16 protein-coding genes are annotated in these 17,344 nt (G+C 42.6%); 6 read left to right on the top strand and 10 right to left on the bottom strand.

All coding sequences use genetic code 11. The features are described 5' to 3' along the window. Nucleotide 1 precedes the first annotated feature (1 nt). Genes R2Q85_RS00125 through R2Q85_RS00115 form a run of 3 tightly spaced genes read right to left on the bottom strand, consistent with a single transcriptional unit; the run spans nucleotide 2 to nucleotide 4,384 of the window. Nucleotides 2–1,498, bottom strand: a complete 1,497-nt coding sequence (locus tag R2Q85_RS00125; RefSeq protein ID WP_316809704.1) for a TSUP family transporter — start codon at nucleotides 1,496–1,498, stop codon at nucleotides 2–4. Between the two features lie 4 nt (nucleotides 1,499–1,502). Beyond that, nucleotides 1,503–2,294 (bottom strand): uroporphyrinogen-III C-methyltransferase, encoded by a 792-nt coding sequence (gene cobA, locus R2Q85_RS00120; protein ID WP_316809703.1) that lies wholly within the window; start codon nucleotides 2,292–2,294, stop codon nucleotides 1,503–1,505. After that, on the bottom strand, nucleotides 2,291–4,384 hold the full coding sequence (locus R2Q85_RS00115; protein WP_316809702.1) for a nitrite reductase: 2,094 nt from the start codon (nucleotides 4,382–4,384) through the stop codon (nucleotides 2,291–2,293). Before R2Q85_RS00115 ends, cobA begins: the two co-directional genes overlap by 4 nt. Before the next feature lie 713 nt (nucleotides 4,385–5,097). Here R2Q85_RS00115 and R2Q85_RS00110 point away from each other — a divergent pair. The 3 genes from R2Q85_RS00110 to R2Q85_RS00100 all read left to right on the top strand — a co-directional run bounded on the left by R2Q85_RS00110 (nucleotide 5,098) and on the right by R2Q85_RS00100 (nucleotide 7,545). Beyond that, nucleotides 5,098–6,288, top strand: coding sequence for a metallophosphoesterase (locus R2Q85_RS00110; RefSeq protein WP_316809701.1), 1,191 nt, complete (start codon nucleotides 5,098–5,100; stop codon nucleotides 6,286–6,288). Between the two features lie 100 nt (nucleotides 6,289–6,388). Next, nucleotides 6,389–7,114 carry a CDP-alcohol phosphatidyltransferase family protein gene (locus R2Q85_RS00105; RefSeq protein WP_316809700.1) on the top strand — a complete coding sequence of 242 codons (726 nt, stop codon included), beginning with the start codon at nucleotides 6,389–6,391 and terminating at the stop codon, nucleotides 7,112–7,114. Then, nucleotides 7,114–7,545, top strand: coding sequence for a GtrA family protein (locus tag R2Q85_RS00100; protein WP_316809699.1), 432 nt, complete (start codon nucleotides 7,114–7,116; stop codon nucleotides 7,543–7,545). Before R2Q85_RS00105 ends, R2Q85_RS00100 begins: the two co-directional genes overlap by 1 nt. 5 nt (nucleotides 7,546–7,550) lie before the next feature. Here R2Q85_RS00100 and R2Q85_RS00095 read toward each other — a convergent pair whose 3' ends face one another. The 5 genes from R2Q85_RS00095 to R2Q85_RS00075 all read right to left on the bottom strand — a co-directional run bounded on the left by R2Q85_RS00095 (nucleotide 7,551) and on the right by R2Q85_RS00075 (nucleotide 13,261). Further along, nucleotides 7,551–8,240, bottom strand: coding sequence for an SGNH/GDSL hydrolase family protein (locus R2Q85_RS00095; protein ID WP_316809698.1), 690 nt, complete (start codon nucleotides 8,238–8,240; stop codon nucleotides 7,551–7,553). Between the two features lie 46 nt (nucleotides 8,241–8,286). Beyond that, a complete protein-coding gene (locus R2Q85_RS00090) occupies nucleotides 8,287–10,935 on the bottom strand; it encodes an outer membrane beta-barrel family protein (protein ID WP_316809697.1) in 2,649 nt (882 codons plus the stop codon). 6 nt (nucleotides 10,936–10,941) lie between these two features. Then, a complete protein-coding gene (locus R2Q85_RS00085; protein WP_316809696.1) occupies nucleotides 10,942–11,973 on the bottom strand; it encodes a FecR family protein in 1,032 nt (343 codons plus the stop codon). Between the two features lie 54 nt (nucleotides 11,974–12,027). Next, complete coding sequence (locus tag R2Q85_RS00080; RefSeq protein ID WP_316809695.1) at nucleotides 12,028–12,651, bottom strand: RNA polymerase sigma-70 factor; 624 nt, start codon at nucleotides 12,649–12,651, stop codon at nucleotides 12,028–12,030. A 103-nt stretch (nucleotides 12,652–12,754) separates the two neighbouring features. Then, nucleotides 12,755–13,261 (bottom strand): biopolymer transporter ExbD, encoded by a 507-nt coding sequence (locus R2Q85_RS00075; RefSeq protein ID WP_316809694.1) that lies wholly within the window; start codon nucleotides 13,259–13,261, stop codon nucleotides 12,755–12,757. A 136-nt stretch (nucleotides 13,262–13,397) separates the two neighbouring features. Here R2Q85_RS00075 and R2Q85_RS00070 point away from each other — a divergent pair, with 136 nt between their 5' ends. After that, a complete protein-coding gene (locus R2Q85_RS00070; RefSeq protein ID WP_316809693.1) occupies nucleotides 13,398–14,228 on the top strand; it encodes a helix-turn-helix domain-containing protein in 831 nt (276 codons plus the stop codon). A 47-nt stretch (nucleotides 14,229–14,275) separates the two neighbouring features. Beyond that, on the top strand, nucleotides 14,276–14,839 hold the full coding sequence (gene rclC / locus R2Q85_RS00065; protein ID WP_316809692.1) for a reactive chlorine resistance membrane protein RclC: 564 nt from the start codon (nucleotides 14,276–14,278) through the stop codon (nucleotides 14,837–14,839). 14 nt (nucleotides 14,840–14,853) lie between these two features. Here the strand turns inward: rclC and R2Q85_RS00060 are convergent, their stop codons facing one another. Next, nucleotides 14,854–15,693, bottom strand: a complete 840-nt coding sequence (locus R2Q85_RS00060; protein ID WP_316809691.1) for a hypothetical protein — start codon at nucleotides 15,691–15,693, stop codon at nucleotides 14,854–14,856. 63 nt (nucleotides 15,694–15,756) lie between these two features. Here R2Q85_RS00060 and R2Q85_RS00055 point away from each other — a divergent pair, with 63 nt between their 5' ends. Continuing rightward, on the top strand, nucleotides 15,757–16,431 hold the full coding sequence (locus R2Q85_RS00055) for a DsbA family oxidoreductase (RefSeq protein WP_316809690.1): 675 nt from the start codon (nucleotides 15,757–15,759) through the stop codon (nucleotides 16,429–16,431). Here the strand turns inward: R2Q85_RS00055 and R2Q85_RS00050 are convergent. After that, a complete protein-coding gene (locus tag R2Q85_RS00050) occupies nucleotides 16,428–17,297 on the bottom strand; it encodes a serine hydrolase (RefSeq protein ID WP_316809689.1) in 870 nt (289 codons plus the stop codon). The genes R2Q85_RS00055 and R2Q85_RS00050 overlap by 4 nt on opposite strands. Between the last annotated feature and the right edge of the window lie 47 nt (nucleotides 17,298–17,344).

Genomic DNA, 17,344 nt, shown 5'->3' with positions numbered 1-17,344 from the left:
ACTATACTAATTCGAGAATAAATTTGATGATGCTGCGCAGACTCACTAAAACCACCAGGATACCTACAGATACCATAATCGTTTTGGCAGAGATCTTATTGGAAACTCTGGCAGCTATGGGCGAGGCCAGCGCACTGCCAATTACCAAACCTGCAACTGCCTCCCAATGCGCACCATTCAGCATCGTGATAAAAGTAAGCGAGCTCATCAGCGCGATAAAAAAGCGGGTAATTTTTACCGTACCTAAGGAGAAGCGCGCATTTCTTCCCCCCGCAATTAAGCTGGACAATACAATAGAACCCCAACCGCCGCCACCTACCGCATCGATAAAACCACCAAAAAGCCCAAGTAAACCAATCTTTTTAATCTTATTTTTTTTGACTGCACTTTTTCGGTTAGCCTGATAGGCTTTTGACAAAATTACGCAACCTAATATTAAAGTATACAAAGAAACGATCGGCTTGGTATAATGGCTGTAATGCTCCAGCGAGGACAACAGATAAGCTCCTGTTACTGCACCAATAATACCCGGTATCAGCAAAAGCTTAAACAATTTCCAGTTCACATTGCCAAAACGGTAATGCATCCATCCTGCAATACCGTTACTTAAAATTTCCGACAGATGCACCCCCATACTTGCTGATGCGGGTGGCACGCCCAGGGCCAGAGAGAAGGAAGTAGAAGTTACCCCATACGACATCCCAATAGCGCCATCTATCATGGCAAATACAAAGCCTCCCAGCAAAAACCAATAAAACATAGGATTGATATTGGCTGCGAAAGCCTGAAATTCAGGTTCCTTATGCCAGAAAGCGGTAACGACAATGGTAAAAGCAAATACAATGGCCAGCCATATCAGCCATTTCATTTTACTTATTTTTGGTTTTCCTTCAGCAGGTACCTCTTCTTCATCCGCAGCTTTTCCCTCAACAAGGGCCGAAGTTACTTCATTCAGTTTTTTAACTTTTGCCGCAAAATCGCCGTTCAGCGTGTTTCTGAGGGCCTGCATATTTTGCAAAGTATCGTTCAGCTCTGCAGGCAAACCATTGTTCAGTACCTCTTTTAAACGTTTTGCCATGGTTGGCGATTTTCCATTGGTAGAAATGGCTATTTTCAGGTCCCCCTTTTTAACCACCGAGCCCAGGTAAAAATCACAGAGTTCCGGTTTATCAGCAAAATTGACCAGCAAATTACGCTGAGTGGCCTGTATCCTGATCTCCTGATTTAACAATTCGTTATTGGTAGCCGCGATCACCAGGTCTGCACCATTTAAATCGCCGGGTTCAAAAGACTTTTGCAATACATTTACCCCAGCATACCCATCAGCCAGGGTCTGTAAATCGGGCAAAACATCAATTCCAATAACGGTAACCCTGGCCTCCGGACTGTTGTCCAGCAGGGCCGAAAGCTTTTCCAGGCCGATAGGACCAGCCCCTACCAACACCGTATGAATGGTATTCAATTTGATGAAGACAGGAAATAACTGGTTGCCTTCCATTAACTTATATTTCTTCTTTTAAAGCCTGGTAAAAATCCCTGATCGGCTGAAATGAAGGGTGCAAAGAAACCACTTCACCAAACACAAGTAATGCAGGTGCTTTGATCTTTTTTTCTTTCACCAGTTCTACGATGGTATCTACTATACCTACCGCCAGTTTTTCATTTGCTGTTGAACCGCTTTGTATCGCGGCAACAGGTAACTGATTTTTACCTTCGTTCTGGAATAGTTTCACGATTTCCGGTAGCTTTCCCAATCCCATCAATACCACTACAGTAGCTTTAGACCTTGCGGCTTCATACAGGTCATTGGAAATCAGCCCTGAAGCTGTTGTGCCAGTCACTACCCAAAAACTCTCACTTAATCCCCTATGCGTTACCGGAATTTGCTGCAATCCAGGTACAGAGATGGAACTCGATAAACCAGGTATCACCGAAACCGGGACGCTATAGCCCGCCGCGTAGTCCAGTTCTTCATAACCCCTCCCAAAAACAAAAGGATCACCGCCTTTCAGGCGAACCACATGCCCATAGTTAAGGGCATAATCTACCATCAGTTTATTAATGGCATCCTGTCCGTAAGAATGTTCCCCGGATCTTTTGCCCACATATACTTTAATCGCATCAGGATTGGCATAATCCAGGATACCTTCATTAACCAATGCATCGTATAAAATTACATCAGCTGTTTTAAGTGCATTGGCACCTTTTATGGTCAGCAGTTCGGGATCACCAGGACCAGCACCTACCAGCGTGATCCTTGGTTCCCTGCTGTATATATTTTTCACTTTAATCATGACACTTTTTCCGCTCTCGCATTTTTAACACCTGCATAAAAATCTTCCAGCGACTTCAAATAAGCAGTTGCAAAAGTTTCCGTAGGTTCGTGTTTGTTGATTTCTAATACCAGGTCATTAAACGATCCATTCAGTTGTACTTCCCCTGTTTGTACATAGTGATTGTCAAATTCCCTGATCACGCCGATCTGTGTACTGCTATTTACCCCTTTATCCAGTAACAAAGCTTTTGCCGCACTTACATATACGGCATAAGTATGATAAATGGCATCAGCCCAGGCACCCGCAGCATACGAAGCCCTTGCCCATTCCAGTTTCTCATCAGATTCCAGCAGCAAAGTGGCTACCAGGTCAATCACTACACCGGCACATTCTCCAACACCAATGGCAGTTACAAAAGTTTCTTCATGGCCCCAGTCTACAAACTCTTCATCTTTCAGATTGCTCAGGTCGGCCAGTGGTTTCAACAACTGGTAAAAGTAATCTTTGGTCTGTCTGTCGTAATACGCATGGAAACTTTCGTTTTCCTGGCTATTGGCCGCAAAATTGTTTAGCAACCACCTCAATACATCAGTAGCACGTTTAGAAGGGGCTTTGATCACCCTTTCCGCTACGCGGCCTTCGCCATTGCCTACTGTACCACCACCCAGCATCACCTGAACTGCAGGCACTACCTTTCCATTGGCTTTTACAGAACTGCCGTGGAAGCCGATATGCGCCAGGCCATGCTGACCGCATGAATTCATACAGCCGCTTATTTTTATTTTAATGTCTTTTTCATAGATCAGCTCCGGATATTCGTCGTAGATCACCTCTTCCAGCGCCACAGAAAGCGACATAGAATTTGAAATACCCAGGTTACAGGTATCCGTTCCAGGGCAGGTAGTGACATCGGCAACACTGTCAAAACCAGGCTTTGCAAAGCCAAGTTCTTTTAAAGCCACGTATAAGCCTGGTAACGCAGCTTCCCGGGCAAACTTCAGCATCAGCCCCTGGTTTTGTGTAATCCTGATCTCATCGGCCACATACGGACGGATGGCTTCTATTAATTTACGGGCATCTTCCGTAGGAATATCACCCTTGGTAACCTTAATATATACGGCAAAAAAACCTTCCTGTTTTTGAGGGGTTACATTGGTTGCTTTCCAGTGCTTATAATCCAGGCTCTCTGTTACCTCATCCAATACCGGATAATCTATCAGTTCAGGCGCATTGGTTGGAGGTACCGCATCCCGGTCTATCTTAAAGGATTTTACCTTATTGGCAGTACGTTCCTCTTCTATTAACCTTAACACCTCTTCTAATCCCAGTTTCTGCACCAGGTATTTAAGGCGTGCCTTGTTGCGGTTGGTACGTTCGCCATAACGGTCAAACACCCTCAACATGGCTTCAGCATAAGGAATGATCTGATCCTCATGTAAAAACTCATGTACCAGTTCGGCCAGAAAAGGCTGTGCGCCCAAACCTCCACCTAACAATACCTTAAAGCCACGTTCTCCTTTTTCATTTATTTTAGGAATAAAACCAAGGTCATGGATATAACTGAAGGCAGTATCCCTGTCATCAGAAGAAAAGGAAAATTTAATTTTCCTGCCCATTTCCTGACAAATCGGGTTACGCAAAAAGTAGCTGAAAAAAGCGTGCGCATAAGGCGACACGTCAAAAGGTTCATTCGGACTGATTCCTGCATCAGGTGAGGAAGTTACGTTCCTTACCGTATTACCGCAGGCTTCGCGGATGGTGACATCATCCTGTTCCAGCTCTTCCCAAAGCTCTGGTGTTCTGTCTAAACTCACATAGTGGATCTGAATGTCCTGACGGGTAGTCAGGTGCAGGTTCCTGCTTGCATATTTATCAGACACATCAGATATCCGTAGGATCTGTTTAAAAGTCACCTTACCAAAAGGCAACTTAATGCGGATCATTTGAACTCCCGGCTGTCTTTGTCCGTAAATTCCACGTGCAAGACGCAGACTTCTGAATTTTTCATCATGGATTTTACCTTCGCGAAACGCCCTGATCTTTTTTTCCAGATCAATGATGTCTTTTTCGACAATAGGATTCTCTAACTCTGTCCTAAAACTTTGCATACTAATTGGTCTTATTTAAAAAAAGCCTCTCTGTCCGGTTAAGACTGGAGAAGCTTCAATATCTTATCTCAACAGTCCATATTTTTACCTAAACATGCAAGGCATATTCAGGCAAATGGGGCTGTTGTCAGTCTTGTTCATAAAGCAAATATATAAAGTATACAGGAATAGTAGTACATACTTTTGTAAAAAACTTGTAATAAACTAATTTACAGCTATTTATTTTATATTGCAAATACAATGCTTTTTTCTAAATCTTACTCCCATTTTGTACCCATTCTCGTAATTTGGAAACCAATCTTCCTATAAGAAAGTATGCAAACTTATCGCGGTATAGGACAAGCTGGTGGTGCGCTGATGATGTGCCTATGGTTGGTTAGGGGTTGGATAGGGATTGGATAGGGGTTGGCTACCCCTTGGTATACCCTTTAACCTAATCAACCCCCACTGAAGCCCTAGTCAATACTGGTGCAGCCGTAGCCATACCCCGGTTACAGTGCGACTAAACTCATATGCAGCCACCCAGCTTTACAAAAAATATGCCTTCTGCGAAGAGGCATAGGCTTCATTGAGATTTTTAACATAAAAAATCTCTATTATGCCAGCCTCAGAGTAGAATGGCTTATTTTTACTTTTATTTTCTTAATGTCATGAATTGTAACACAACAAACACTTTACCATCCAAGCTGTAATTATATACTTAATATTGATAGATGAAACGAAAAATCAGCCTGTTACCCATTGCCATTATAGCCATATTATTTTTCATTTTAAACTGGTACGTTTTATCCGGCCTGCTCATTTATACGCTTAACCCGCTTTTAAGTTTAGCCTTCTGGCTAACTGTTTCCATAATTACGCTGGCGTTAATTGCTGCTGTAAACAGGATCAATACCATGGGCATGGGGCTGCTTTTTAAAATTGCCACCCATGCATTTGTGATCTGGCTTACTGCAGCCCTGCTTTTTGCAATGGTATTGCTGGCCGGCGATATTTATCGGCTCTTTTCCGGCACAGCAAGAAATTTATATTGGGTTGAATTTGCCACAGCTGTTTTTATCCTGACCATACTGGTATTTCTATACGGAATGATCAGGGGAAAATATGCTTACCGGGTAATTAAACATACTTTGTTTTTTGACGACCTGCCCGAAAGTTTTGATGGGTTTACCATTACCCAGATTTCCGATGTACACGCCGGCAGCTTCCAGAATCCCAAAGCAGTGCAAAAAGGTATTGACCTGATCAAGGCGCAAAAATCAGATCTTTTTGTTTTTACAGGAGATCTGGTGAATAATAAGGCTGAAGAAATTAAACCCTGGATTGGTCATTTTTCGCAAATTAAAGCACCATACGGTCAATTCTCTGTACTAGGGAACCATGATTATGGCGATTATGTGAAATGGGAAAGCGAACAGGCAAAACGGGCTAACTTACAGCAGTTAAAAGATTACCATGCTGAACTGGGCTTCAGGTTGCTGCTGGATGAGCATGTAGAATTATATAAACATGGAGAAAAGATCACACTTGCCGGGGTAGAGAACTGGGGCCTGGGCTTTGGCGAGCGCGGCGACCTGGAAAAAGCAATGGCCAAAGTAAACCCTAACGATTTTAAGGTGCTGCTTTCCCATGATCCCACGCACTGGGACGCTGAAGTAAAAAAATATCCCTCAAAAGTTCATTTGACTTTATCAGGCCATACCCATGGCATGCAGTTCGGCATTGAAGCTTTTGGCATCAAATGGAGCCCTGTTAAATACCGCTACGCCCACTGGGCGGGCATCACCAGCGAACAAGGCAGGTTTTTGAACATCAACAGAGGCTTCGGGTTTCTGGGCTTTTCGGGCCGTGTGGGTATCTGGCCGGAAATTACCGTCATTGAATTGAAGAAAACCAGGACTTAATTTTATCACAGAAAGGTTGTTTTCCAACAAAAAGGAATTTGAATTGTTTAAATTCTATACTTTTGCAAGGTATACTTAAAAGTATATTGATAGCCCCTTAATGGAAGAAAATAAATTGAGACAAGAAACTTTGATCGCATCTGCTGATACTGACGATTTAAAAAGAGTATTTCAGGATAGAAAAAGAACCAATATTTTAAACGCGGCAGAACAAAAGACGATCTCTTTTCTCGTTACGAGGGTTCCCAGTTACATCTCTTCAAACATGCTCACATTTATGGGCACTTTTGGTTCTGTACTGGTTTTGGCTGGTTTTATGCTGGCTACCTATATGAGCCGGAATTACCTTTTACTGGGTGTACTGGGATTGGCTATTAATTGGTTTGGCGACTCCCTGGACGGCCGCATCGCCTATTATCGGAACATTCCGCGCAAATGGTACGGCTTTTCACTGGATATCATTATGGATTGGGTAAGTACCGTACTGATCGGTTTAGGCTATATGGTATATGCGCGCAGCATTTACGAACTGATTGCTTTTGTATTTGTGGTATTGTATGGATGGGCCATGATCATTTCTCAGTTAAGGTATAAAATTACAGACATTTACAGTATAGATTCAGGTTTGGTCGGGCCAACGGAAATCAGGGTAATTCTGGCGCTGATCCTGATTCTGGAAGTGACATTTGGTCACCTGATCGAATATTTTGCCGGCGGTATCTGTATCACCCTGTTCATCATCAATGTTGTCGATACCCGGAAACTTTTAAAACTTGGAGACATCAGGGATGACCTGGAACGAAAAGCTAAGAAGAATGCAGCTTAATGAATAAAAAGAAATCTGTTTTTGTATTTGCCAAGGCACAGGTTTCAGCATTTACCGGCGGGCTGATTGACTACGCAGTGATGATACTTTGTACAGAACTGCTGCACATTCATTATACCATTTCTATTGTTATCGGCGGTATCATCGGCGCTGTATGGAATTTCAGCTTAAACCGGTACTGGACATTTAAGGATAACCAGGCCAGCAATGCCCCTGTAGGTGTGCAATTGGTTAAATTCATCTTTGTAGTGGCAGGAAGTATTGCCCTGAAATCATCAGGAACTTATTTATTTACCAACTGGCTGCATATAGACTATAAGATCAGCCGGATCATGATAGACATTATCGTTTCGCTGGGGTTCAACTATGTACTCCAAACCTATTGGGTATTTAAAAAACGACCTGTGAAAGAAATGGAAGAACTGGATTGAGCTGCCTATTTTTTTAACAGATAGGGCTCCAGTACTTTTTGCCAGATCAGGTATCCTTTTGCCTTCATGTGCAGGTTGTCTTTTAAAAAGATATCCTGGAATACCACGCCGTCTTTATCCAGCATTGGTGTCCATACATCAGCAAAGGCAGTCAGCTTCTCTTTTGATGCATACTTTTTCAACATTTTATTGAGTTCAATGTATTTATCTTTAAGGTGCCATTTGGATATGCTTGGTTTTGCAGAAATAAAAACCACCGGAACATCAGGAAAGGCGGCAGCAATCTTTTTTCTTAAGGTTCTGGCCTGTTTAAATATGGTATCTGTAGGCACACCAAATGAGATGTCATTGTCCCCCTCATAGATAAATATCTTAGCTGGTTGGTATGGCACAATGGCCCGGTCTGCATAATGCAGCAGGTCTGCAAAGGTAGAACCTCCAAAAGCACGGTTGATGACATATGCACCCGGGAAATAATCAGCAATATCTTTCCAAAGCCTTACCGAGGAACTACCTACAAACAAGTTTGAACCAGGCCTTACCTGCTCCAGGCTATCGAGACGATCGAAATTTTTCACTTCTTTCTCAAACCTTTCCGGTTTGGGAGCCTGCGCATACAGGCAGGTTGAAAATACAACAAAACAAGCAACCAAGCTAAGTTTTAAGCCTGCGAAAGAAATTTTAAAGACGTTCATTTGCTAATATTTTAATAAATTATGCCGTAAATTAAACAAATTCATGTCAATTGCCAATCCTGTTTTTTTCCTCCTCGTTACTTTGCTCTATTTTTTTGTTGCTGAATTTCTTCCCGGAACTAAAATTATAGGTTAACGTTAAACTAAAGGTACGTGTAGGTCTTTTCTGGTAAAAATCGATTCTTGTGCCGGCATACTCTGTATAATCCTTCTCCCGGAAGGTATTGAACAGATCCGAAACATATACACGGAGCAGTAAACTTTTATTCACGAATCTTCTTGACATTCCCATATCTGCAATAAACACCTCCGCAACATTTGAATTGGCGCTTACATAAGGTGAACGATAGTCAAAAGAAAGATCCACATCCACTATATTTTTAAACAAAAAATTGTGCTGAGACCTGGCATAAAAAGTAGTTTGCCGGATACGATAATCATCCAATGCGTACCGAAGGTTATAGGCTGAAAATGAATTATTTGCAGACCACCATTTTAAGAACTTGACTGGCGCATTCAAAGAAAATCCGTATTCATTACTGCTGTTAAAATTTCTGCGCTGGTATTCAATAATGTTATTGGCAACGGGACTCGCCAGCTGGGCGATCTTATCAGTGGTCAGAGAATAATATACCTCAGCCGAAATTCCTTTCCAGAGCATTGTTCCAAGTTCGAGCTTATGGGTATACTCCGGCAGCAGGTTGGCATTGCCCAATTGGGTAAGATAATTGTCAAACTGCAGGCGGTAAGGATTCAGATCGGCAAAAGAAGGCCGCTGCAGCCTCCTGGAATAGCTAAAATAAACCACATGGTTCTTTTCTATATTTAATTTCCGGGAGAGGAAAACCGAAGGAAAAAAACTGAGATAATTTCTTTCAAACTGCTCATTTCCTGTTACCGAATTCCCGTTCATAGTAGTGTGCTCTGCCCTGAGCCCGGCCTTGATGCTCAACTTGTCCCAGCTCTTTTCCAGCGAGGCGTAAGCCATGGAAAGGTATTCCTTGTAAATGAAGCGGTTGCTCAGGTTTGTATTGATCTGCCAGGTCCCATCAATATAATTCTCGTTCAGTACTTCATTGTCCCTTTTGGTAGCTGCAAACTTCAATCCTGTTTTAAAGGAAAATGCTTTGCGAAGAATTTTGGTATAATCAGTCTGCACACTATATAAGTTGGTTGTATTTGGTGTATTGTTGCGGTATACCGAGTTCTTTTCAGCAAGTGTGTACACTGAAGAAAAATCATTCCGCTCGGTTTTGGTACTGTAAACGTAATCAGCAATGATCTTCAGACCAGAGCCAAGGCTATCTGTTTTTAATGAATAGTTAACTGTTGTACCATTCAGAGACGGCTTTCTGAACCATTCAGACCTGGCTACCCCAGTCAAAGACTGCATCCCGGTAAAATCAATGTATGTATCAAAATACTGGTTCAATTTACCAAGTGTTTGTATCGATTGTATGCCAATGGATTGGTTGGCACTAAGGTCATAAGCCAGGCCAAGTCTGTACATTAATCTTCCGTTGTTGTTGTACCTGTCCGTATTGCTAGAATAATAATCCTGATTGGGATAGCTGATCCTGTTGGTTGCAATATATTCACTTTCATCTTTCCCTGCCGACAGGCTTCCAGAAAGGTATAGGTTTTTAACCTTATAGTTCAGACTGGTGGATGCACCATAGGCCGGACGTTCTACCTGCTGCCGGTATTGTGCAGACGCCGAACCTAACAATCCGTCCTTTCTGGTTTTTTTCAACACGATATGGATAATGCCTCCAGAACCAGCTGCTTCAAATTCTGAAGGGGGGCTGGAAATGATCTCGATCTTACTGATATCCTCCGATCTCAAAGTACGCAGGTATTCTGCCAGGTCGCTCTCCGACATGCGTTGTACCACATCATTGATCATTACCATTACCGATTGGTTTCCCCTGATTTTGATAGACCCATCTCCGCTAACCCATACGCCCGGAGACTTCTGTAATACTTCCAGCCCCGTATTTCCATCTGCCAGCGCACTCCCCTCTACATTTACAATGTAGCGGTCGGTTTTCCTTTCTATCAATGGCCTGGCCGTAGTGATGCTGACCGTTTTTAAGGTATTCTGTTCTTCTTTCAAAAGGATATTGCGTAAAGCGCTGGTGTCGGGATATATAAAATCAACAGCCAGCGATTGATAACCTACGGAGGAAACCTTGACCGAATATTTCAGCTGATCTTTAAACGCATAGCTGAACTGAAAATATCCATTTTCATCGCTGATGCTCCCCCCTACGTAAGCATGGTCCTGCATCAGACCAAGTGAGGCAAAAGGCAAGCCATTTTTTTTCTGATCAAGCACCCGTCCCGATAAGTAGATTTTTTTTTCTGCCCCGCCGGCCGGAAGTTTCCCTATGCGAGTGCTGCCAATCACCATCAGGTTATCGGACATCATTTTATAAAAGAGCTGTTTTTCCGGCAGAATTTTAGCCATCAGTTCGGCAACGGAGATTCTTTGTACGTTAATGGTTACCAGCATGGTATCCGGCACCACCTCATTGCTGTAAACAATCTGATAACCACAGCTTTGTTCAATCTGTTCTAAAATCCGGGTCAGTGGTTGTTTGCTGGCGGACACAGAAAGTTTACGATTTTGTGCTGCTACATTAAAATAACTGAATACCATCAGCACGGCAATCATTTGGAGATATCTCTTCATCTTGGCTTATTTAATGATTACCAGTTTATTATTGATGGTGTAAGTAAAGGGATAAGAGAGCTTCAGTGCCTCAAGCGCTTCTTTCAGACCTTCTGCGGCAAAGCTGCCGCTAAACCTTTTGTCTTTCAATTCCTCTTTCTGAATGTCGATTTTAATGACGTATTTCTTTTCTAACCGGATGACCAGGTCTTTTAGTTTCTCCTTTTTAAATACCAGCGAGTCCTGTGTCCAGTTTATTTCCTGCAATTGCCTTGCTGTAGCCATAGGAAGCACCATAAAAGCCATACCAGATCCTCCATCCTGCGCAGCTGCAATCAGTTTTTCGTTCGGTTTCAGTAAAAGCCTGTCCCCCTTGTCCAGGTTGCTGGTAATTTCTACCAGCCCCCTGAACAGAGAAACCTCAATATTAGGCTTTTCTCTATAGGCGTTTACATTAAAAGCCGTCCCTTTTACTTCAATATTGAGGTTACGTGCATGTATGTAAAGCGGGATTTCCTTATTTTTAGCTACATCAAAAAAAGCTTCTCCCTCGAGGAAAATCTCCCTTTTATCCGCTCCAAAATTGGAATTGAACCGGATCGATGAACCCCGGTTTAAACAAACCTTAGTGCCATCGTCAAGTGTTTTATACAGCTTATCAATTGTGGTATTTAAGGTGTCAAACTTTACAGTTTTCTCCCTGTTCCAATAGTTAAAGGTAATGACTGCGCAGCACAGCGTCACTAAAAAAACAGCTGCTATTTTTAGCAGATAGGCACGGGAAAATCCTGATTTTACAGGTTCAGTATGGTTATATTTCGGCACAAAGTTTTGCTGCCCGGCCAGGGCAATTGTTTTCCAGACGCGTTGCAATTTTTCAGCAGCGTTCCTGCTATTTGCATTATCCTTTTTGCTTTGAAAATAGGCTTCCAGCTCATGGGCTATCTGCCTTAACTCCTCATCCTGCTCCATAGCTTCTTGTAATTGCAGGTTTTCTGCTGAGGATATTTCCCCGCTCCAACTTTTAGCTAACAGGTCCAGAAAGTATTGCTTATTCATAATCAATGGTATTATACCTACAGGACACCCTGATGTTGAAAACTACTTACTTCCTTATAAAAAAAATAAAACAGATAGTTTGGAGAGCACCTGTTTTTTGCCGGACCGTTTCTGTGGATGATAGCCCAGGTAGGGACTTATTGCGTCGGCAAGTGTTTTCACTGCTTTATATAGCTGATTTTCAACTGTACGAACAGAGATGTTCAGAATGCCGGCAACTTCCCTGCATTTCAGCTCTTCTTCTTTGATCAACCTGAATATGATCCTGCGCTGTTCGGGTAAAGCTGCAATGGCTTCATCCAGTTTCCGGCTCAGTTCTTTGGTTTCCAGTTCAGTTTTGTCCTGCCCGGACTCTTGCATAAGGGTGTTTTCCTCATCATCTATCCATAGCCGGGTACTTTTTTTGTGACCACGAAGGTGGTTCAGGGCCGCATTTTTAACAGCGATATACAGGTAAACTTCCGGCTTTAAAATGCCCGTCAGGGTATCCCTTTTTAGCCAGAGTTTTACAAACAACTCCGAGGTCAGTTCTTCCGCATGTTCCTGTTGTTTTACATAGGTCATGGAAAAGCTGACCAGCCGATCGTAATAAGCTAAAAAAAGTTCATTGAAAGCCAGTTCATTTCCTTCATGAATCTCTTTGAACAGCAGAACAATTGATCTCTTTGGCTTCAGCATCGGGTACCTTTTTAACCCTTGTAAAAGGGATGGTGTCATTAACAATGACACCAAAGATTGAAGATATACTTATTCAAAGACAAATTTATGCAGAATAAATATTTTAAAGCAAGTTGTGCTGCTTCATAAAGTTTTGTTCTTCAGGAGTAAGGTGATCATCATCAATGGCTGGTGCAGCCGTAATCTTTGCAATGTGCAACTCGTCCATCGCATCTACAAAATTCTTATAACTGGCCCCTGAAGTTGGCTTTACAATCACAAAAAGTGTTTTTTTCGCATCCTGATTGTTGTTCAGTGCTACCAGGTCCCTGTTCCTGATCAGGGCAGTTCTCAGCTGGCTGACTCCTTCGATATGCGGGCTGCTTTTACCGGGTTCGCCCATATACCAGGCTACTTTATTATTTTTTCCCAGCAAGATGGTCATCGTCCTGGAGGCTGGAACAGGCTCACGTATATTGTCAATTTCATCGGGTTTGGCAATATCCATTACTTTGGATTTGGAAAGTGAAGTGGTCAGCATAAAAAACGTAATGAGCAGGAAAGCCAGATCTACCATTGCGGTTAAATCTACTTTAGGAGCTGCTTTTCTGGAGGTGCTTAAATCTGCCATGATTTTTTGTTTAACATCGCTGGAGCGAATCGGGTTTATAATTGATGATTTAAACAGATGATGCCAGTCTTACCACATTTCCATATCGTTTAAAAGCTTATTTTTACGATTTGATACATTGCACAGCCCTAAAGTTATGACTGCCTATAAAGATTACCTTTTAATTCAACAGCTCAGGCTGCAATACTTTGAACAGTACACATCAACGCCCCTGTACAACATCCTGCTGATCAATGGGGAAGGAACCATTTTTATTGATGCGGTCAGCTTTGATTTTAGCGGAAAAATCGCATTGTTTACTACGCCTTACCAGCAGTTAAAAATTAGTGGAGAAAGCTGTATACCTGTTGAAAAACTGGCTTTTCATGGGGATTTTTACTGCATTGAATACCACAAACAGGAGGTTGCCTGCAATGGATTGCTGTTTAACAACATTTACCAGCAACCTTTCATTTATTTACCAGACGATGAACTGCAACACATTTTTACAAAGCTCCTGTTGGAAACAGAAAAGAAACAAGCCTTTACAGAACCGATTTTAAAAAGTTACCTGCAGCTGGTTTTAGCGATTGCCTCCAGGATAAAAAAAACAGTGCAGGATATTCCGGACGAGGATAATGGTAGCCCGGTTGCCGGTTTTCAGCAATTGCTGGAGCAGCATTTCCTTAGTCAGCGCAGTCCGTTGTTTTATGCAAATGAGCTGGGCTTGCCAGCCAACAGCTTTACCAAATATTGTACAAAACATTTCGGAAAATCCCCTTCCAAACTGATCCAGGAAAGAGTGGTGCTGGAAGCGAAAAAACAACTCCATTTAACACATCAAAGCAGCAAGGAAATTGCAGCATTGATGAATTTTGATGATCAGCATTATTTCAGCCGCTATTTTAAAAATCACACCGGTGTATCTCCTTCGCAGTTCAGGGCAGAAGTTGGGATCTCTATTGTAGCAGATCTGTCCATTAATTAGCAGTTTTGTCCATTTCAGCACATCCCTTCAAACCCCAATTTTGTGTTATGGAAAAATTTCTTCAACTACTGGCATCTGCGCAGCACGGATTCGTCAATTTCAGCAGGCTTTCAATTTTTATTGTAATGGTCTGGATTGGTGGTTTAAAAGTCTTCCCTTACGAGGCTGAGGGTATCATTCCATTTGTGGCCAACAGTCCGGTGATGAGTTTTTTACTAAATAAACCTGCCCCAGAATACAAACAACACAAAAACATGGAGGGGCAGCTGGTTCCTGAAAATGTAGCCTGGCATAAAGCAAACGGAACTTATATTTTTTCCTACGCCCTGGGTACGGTAATTGTAATGATCGGTGCTTTAACCCTGGCCGGAATATGGAATGAAAAACTGGGTTTACTCGGTGGTCTGTTCACATTTATCATGTCGCTGGTTACCTTGAGTTTTCTGATCACCACTCCTCAAGTTTATGTACCGGCATTAGGCGGGCCCCATCACGGCTTCCCCTATTTAAGCGGGGCCGGAAGACTGGTGATCAAAGATGTGATCATGATGACGGCAGGCCTGATTGTCGCTTCAGATGCTGCAAAAAGAATCTTAAAAAATCAAAAATAAATGCCCTGTTTAATTTAATAATGCGGGTATGCCGGCCGGTTAATAACCCCTTCGTCAGATAACAATCCATGACGCTCATCTGACTTCAATATTTTTTTGATGGTGGTTTTACGGCCATTCAGGTATACTTGATCTTGTATCAGTCTGATGCCATGACTATAATCAACCCAGTCGTATTTGTGACCGTTATAAAGGGGCTGAATGGCTTTCCCATCTGGCTTATGCCATCCGTAAATGACTACTCTTGGTATTCCGTCACTGGCAATGATCTTATTGGACAGCACTACATCTTTTTTGTTTCCTGCAATAAGTTTACCTGGCTTTGCCCCTATCCTTTCCAGTTGTTGATGCACCAGCTTGTTGTGGTCTTCAAATACCGGAACTGTGATCATCCGCATAGAGGGTGGAATGGGTTCCGGTGTCAATTTAAAACTGGCCGATTGATAGATGCGGTCAGCCATTTTCCGGGTAGGGAGCGTACATTTGAGTTGATCCGCGATCTTTTGTGCAGCCGATGCGGTTAAAGGGCAATAGAAATAATCGCTGTCTGAACCAATGACCAGGTAGTCTGGTGCTGCAAAATATTTAACCACAAACAGTTTACCATCAACGATGAGGCTATCTGTAACTGGCAAAAAATTGCGGTAAAAAGCTGGGACATTGCCGCTTTCTACTTCTGTTAATATGCGCTGTTCACGTGCTGCAGGAGAAAGTGAAGAATCACGGATCGCAGCCGAAAATTCGGATCCGGATAAAGCATTTATTGGACGTTGCGGCAGATTTAGACGCTGGGCATTGCTCAAAAAACCGCTTGCCATCAAAAAAAAGAACAGTATAGGGATCAGTTGTTTCATCTTAATATGTGAATCTAAACAAAATCAGGAGATTTTTCAATTCAATCTCATAATTATAGAAAGATGATGGGGCCTGCACAGATCCCCCTTACCTTTGTACCTATGAAAGTTGACATCTGGTCGGACGTACGTTGTCCATTCTGTTATATTGGAAAAAGAAAATTTGAAGCCGCTTTAAATCAGTTTGCACATAAAGACAAGGTGGAGGTGGAATGGCACAGTTTTGAACTGGATCCCCATGCGGAAACCTTACCTGATGCAGATCCGGCACAGCATCTGGCCAACAAATATGGCAGATCTCTGGAATGGGCCACAGAAATGCAGGAAAATGTAACAAAAACCGCAGCAGAAGTTGGCTTAACTTTTCACCTGGAAAAATCTGTTATTGCAAATTCCTTTGATGCGCACCGTTTAATTCAGCTTGCGAAAACAGAAGGACTGGGCGATGAGGTAGAAGAACAGCTTTTTTTGGCCTATTTTACACACAGCAAGAACATCAGTGACCATCAAACACTTATTGAAATCGGCGTCAAAATTGGATTGGACAGGTTAACTGTGCAGACCATGCTGAACGGAACAGACTTTACAGATGAAGTGCGCTATGATGAACAGACTGCCCAAAACATAGGTGTAAGAGGGGTTCCATTTTTTGTATTTGATCAAAAACTTGCGGTATCTGGCGCTCAGCCACCAGAAAGCTTTTTAGGAGCGATGGAACAGGCATTCGGGAACACTTAATTCGATTCATAATGTTTCCATAGTAAGGCGGAAACCTTACGTATCAATTGTTCAGCTTCATTATCCGGCGTCCAGCTCTGGTCCTTTATGTTTTTTGTGCCTACATAAAAAACATATTCTCCATGCGGTGCATTTACCAGCAGCACTTCAGAACGGGATTCATTTACGGAACCGCTTTTTGCTGCTGCCTGCACGTAGGGAGGTATTTGCGACAAGGCATTTTCATCGTAATAACCTTTCGTCATCAGCCGGTACATCCTTTCGCTGGCCGCTTTACTAATGAGCTCACCCCTACGGATCTTTACCAGTATAGTCGCCATTTCCCGGGGTGTGGTTTGCCCCCAGCCATATACTTTCCATATGGCTTCGCGCCCTTTGGTACGGGAATTTACCCGCGTATCTTTAAATCCGTATTGTTCCAGGAGCGCATTGATCTGAGCCCCGCCACCAGCCAGACGCTGGTTCCATAAGGAAGTGGTGTTGTCACTGTAGGTCATCATTAAATTGGCCAGCACACTCAGCTCGGTCGCCGAACTGTCTTTAAAGAACTGCATAATTCCAGAGCCACCATACTTAATAGAATCCCGGTACATCAGCGGCTGATGATAACTGAGTTCCCCTTTTTCTATTTTATCAAACAAGCCCAGCAAAATGGGCACTTTAACAATGCTGGCTGTGGGAAAAATACTATCAGCATTGATACCTGCCTGTTTACCCGTTTTAAGATTCATGGCATATATACCTACCGTTCCTTTAAAGCCACTAATTAGTGTGCCTAGTTCTTTTTCCAGTTTATGGTCTGTTTTTATTTGCTGAGCGAAAGTAAGCACAGGGAATAGCAGTAACGCAAGGAGTAGTCTTTTCATTTGGACCGGAGCTTTAAACAGGTTTATTATAAAAAAATATGACGGAA

Source organism: Pedobacter heparinus (assembly GCF_032678725.1).
GTDB classification, from domain to species: domain Bacteria; phylum Bacteroidota; class Bacteroidia; order Sphingobacteriales; family Sphingobacteriaceae; genus Pedobacter; species Pedobacter heparinus_A.
The sequence above is the reverse complement of the archived record's forward strand: the minus strand, read 5'-3'. Positions and strand labels throughout refer to the sequence as shown.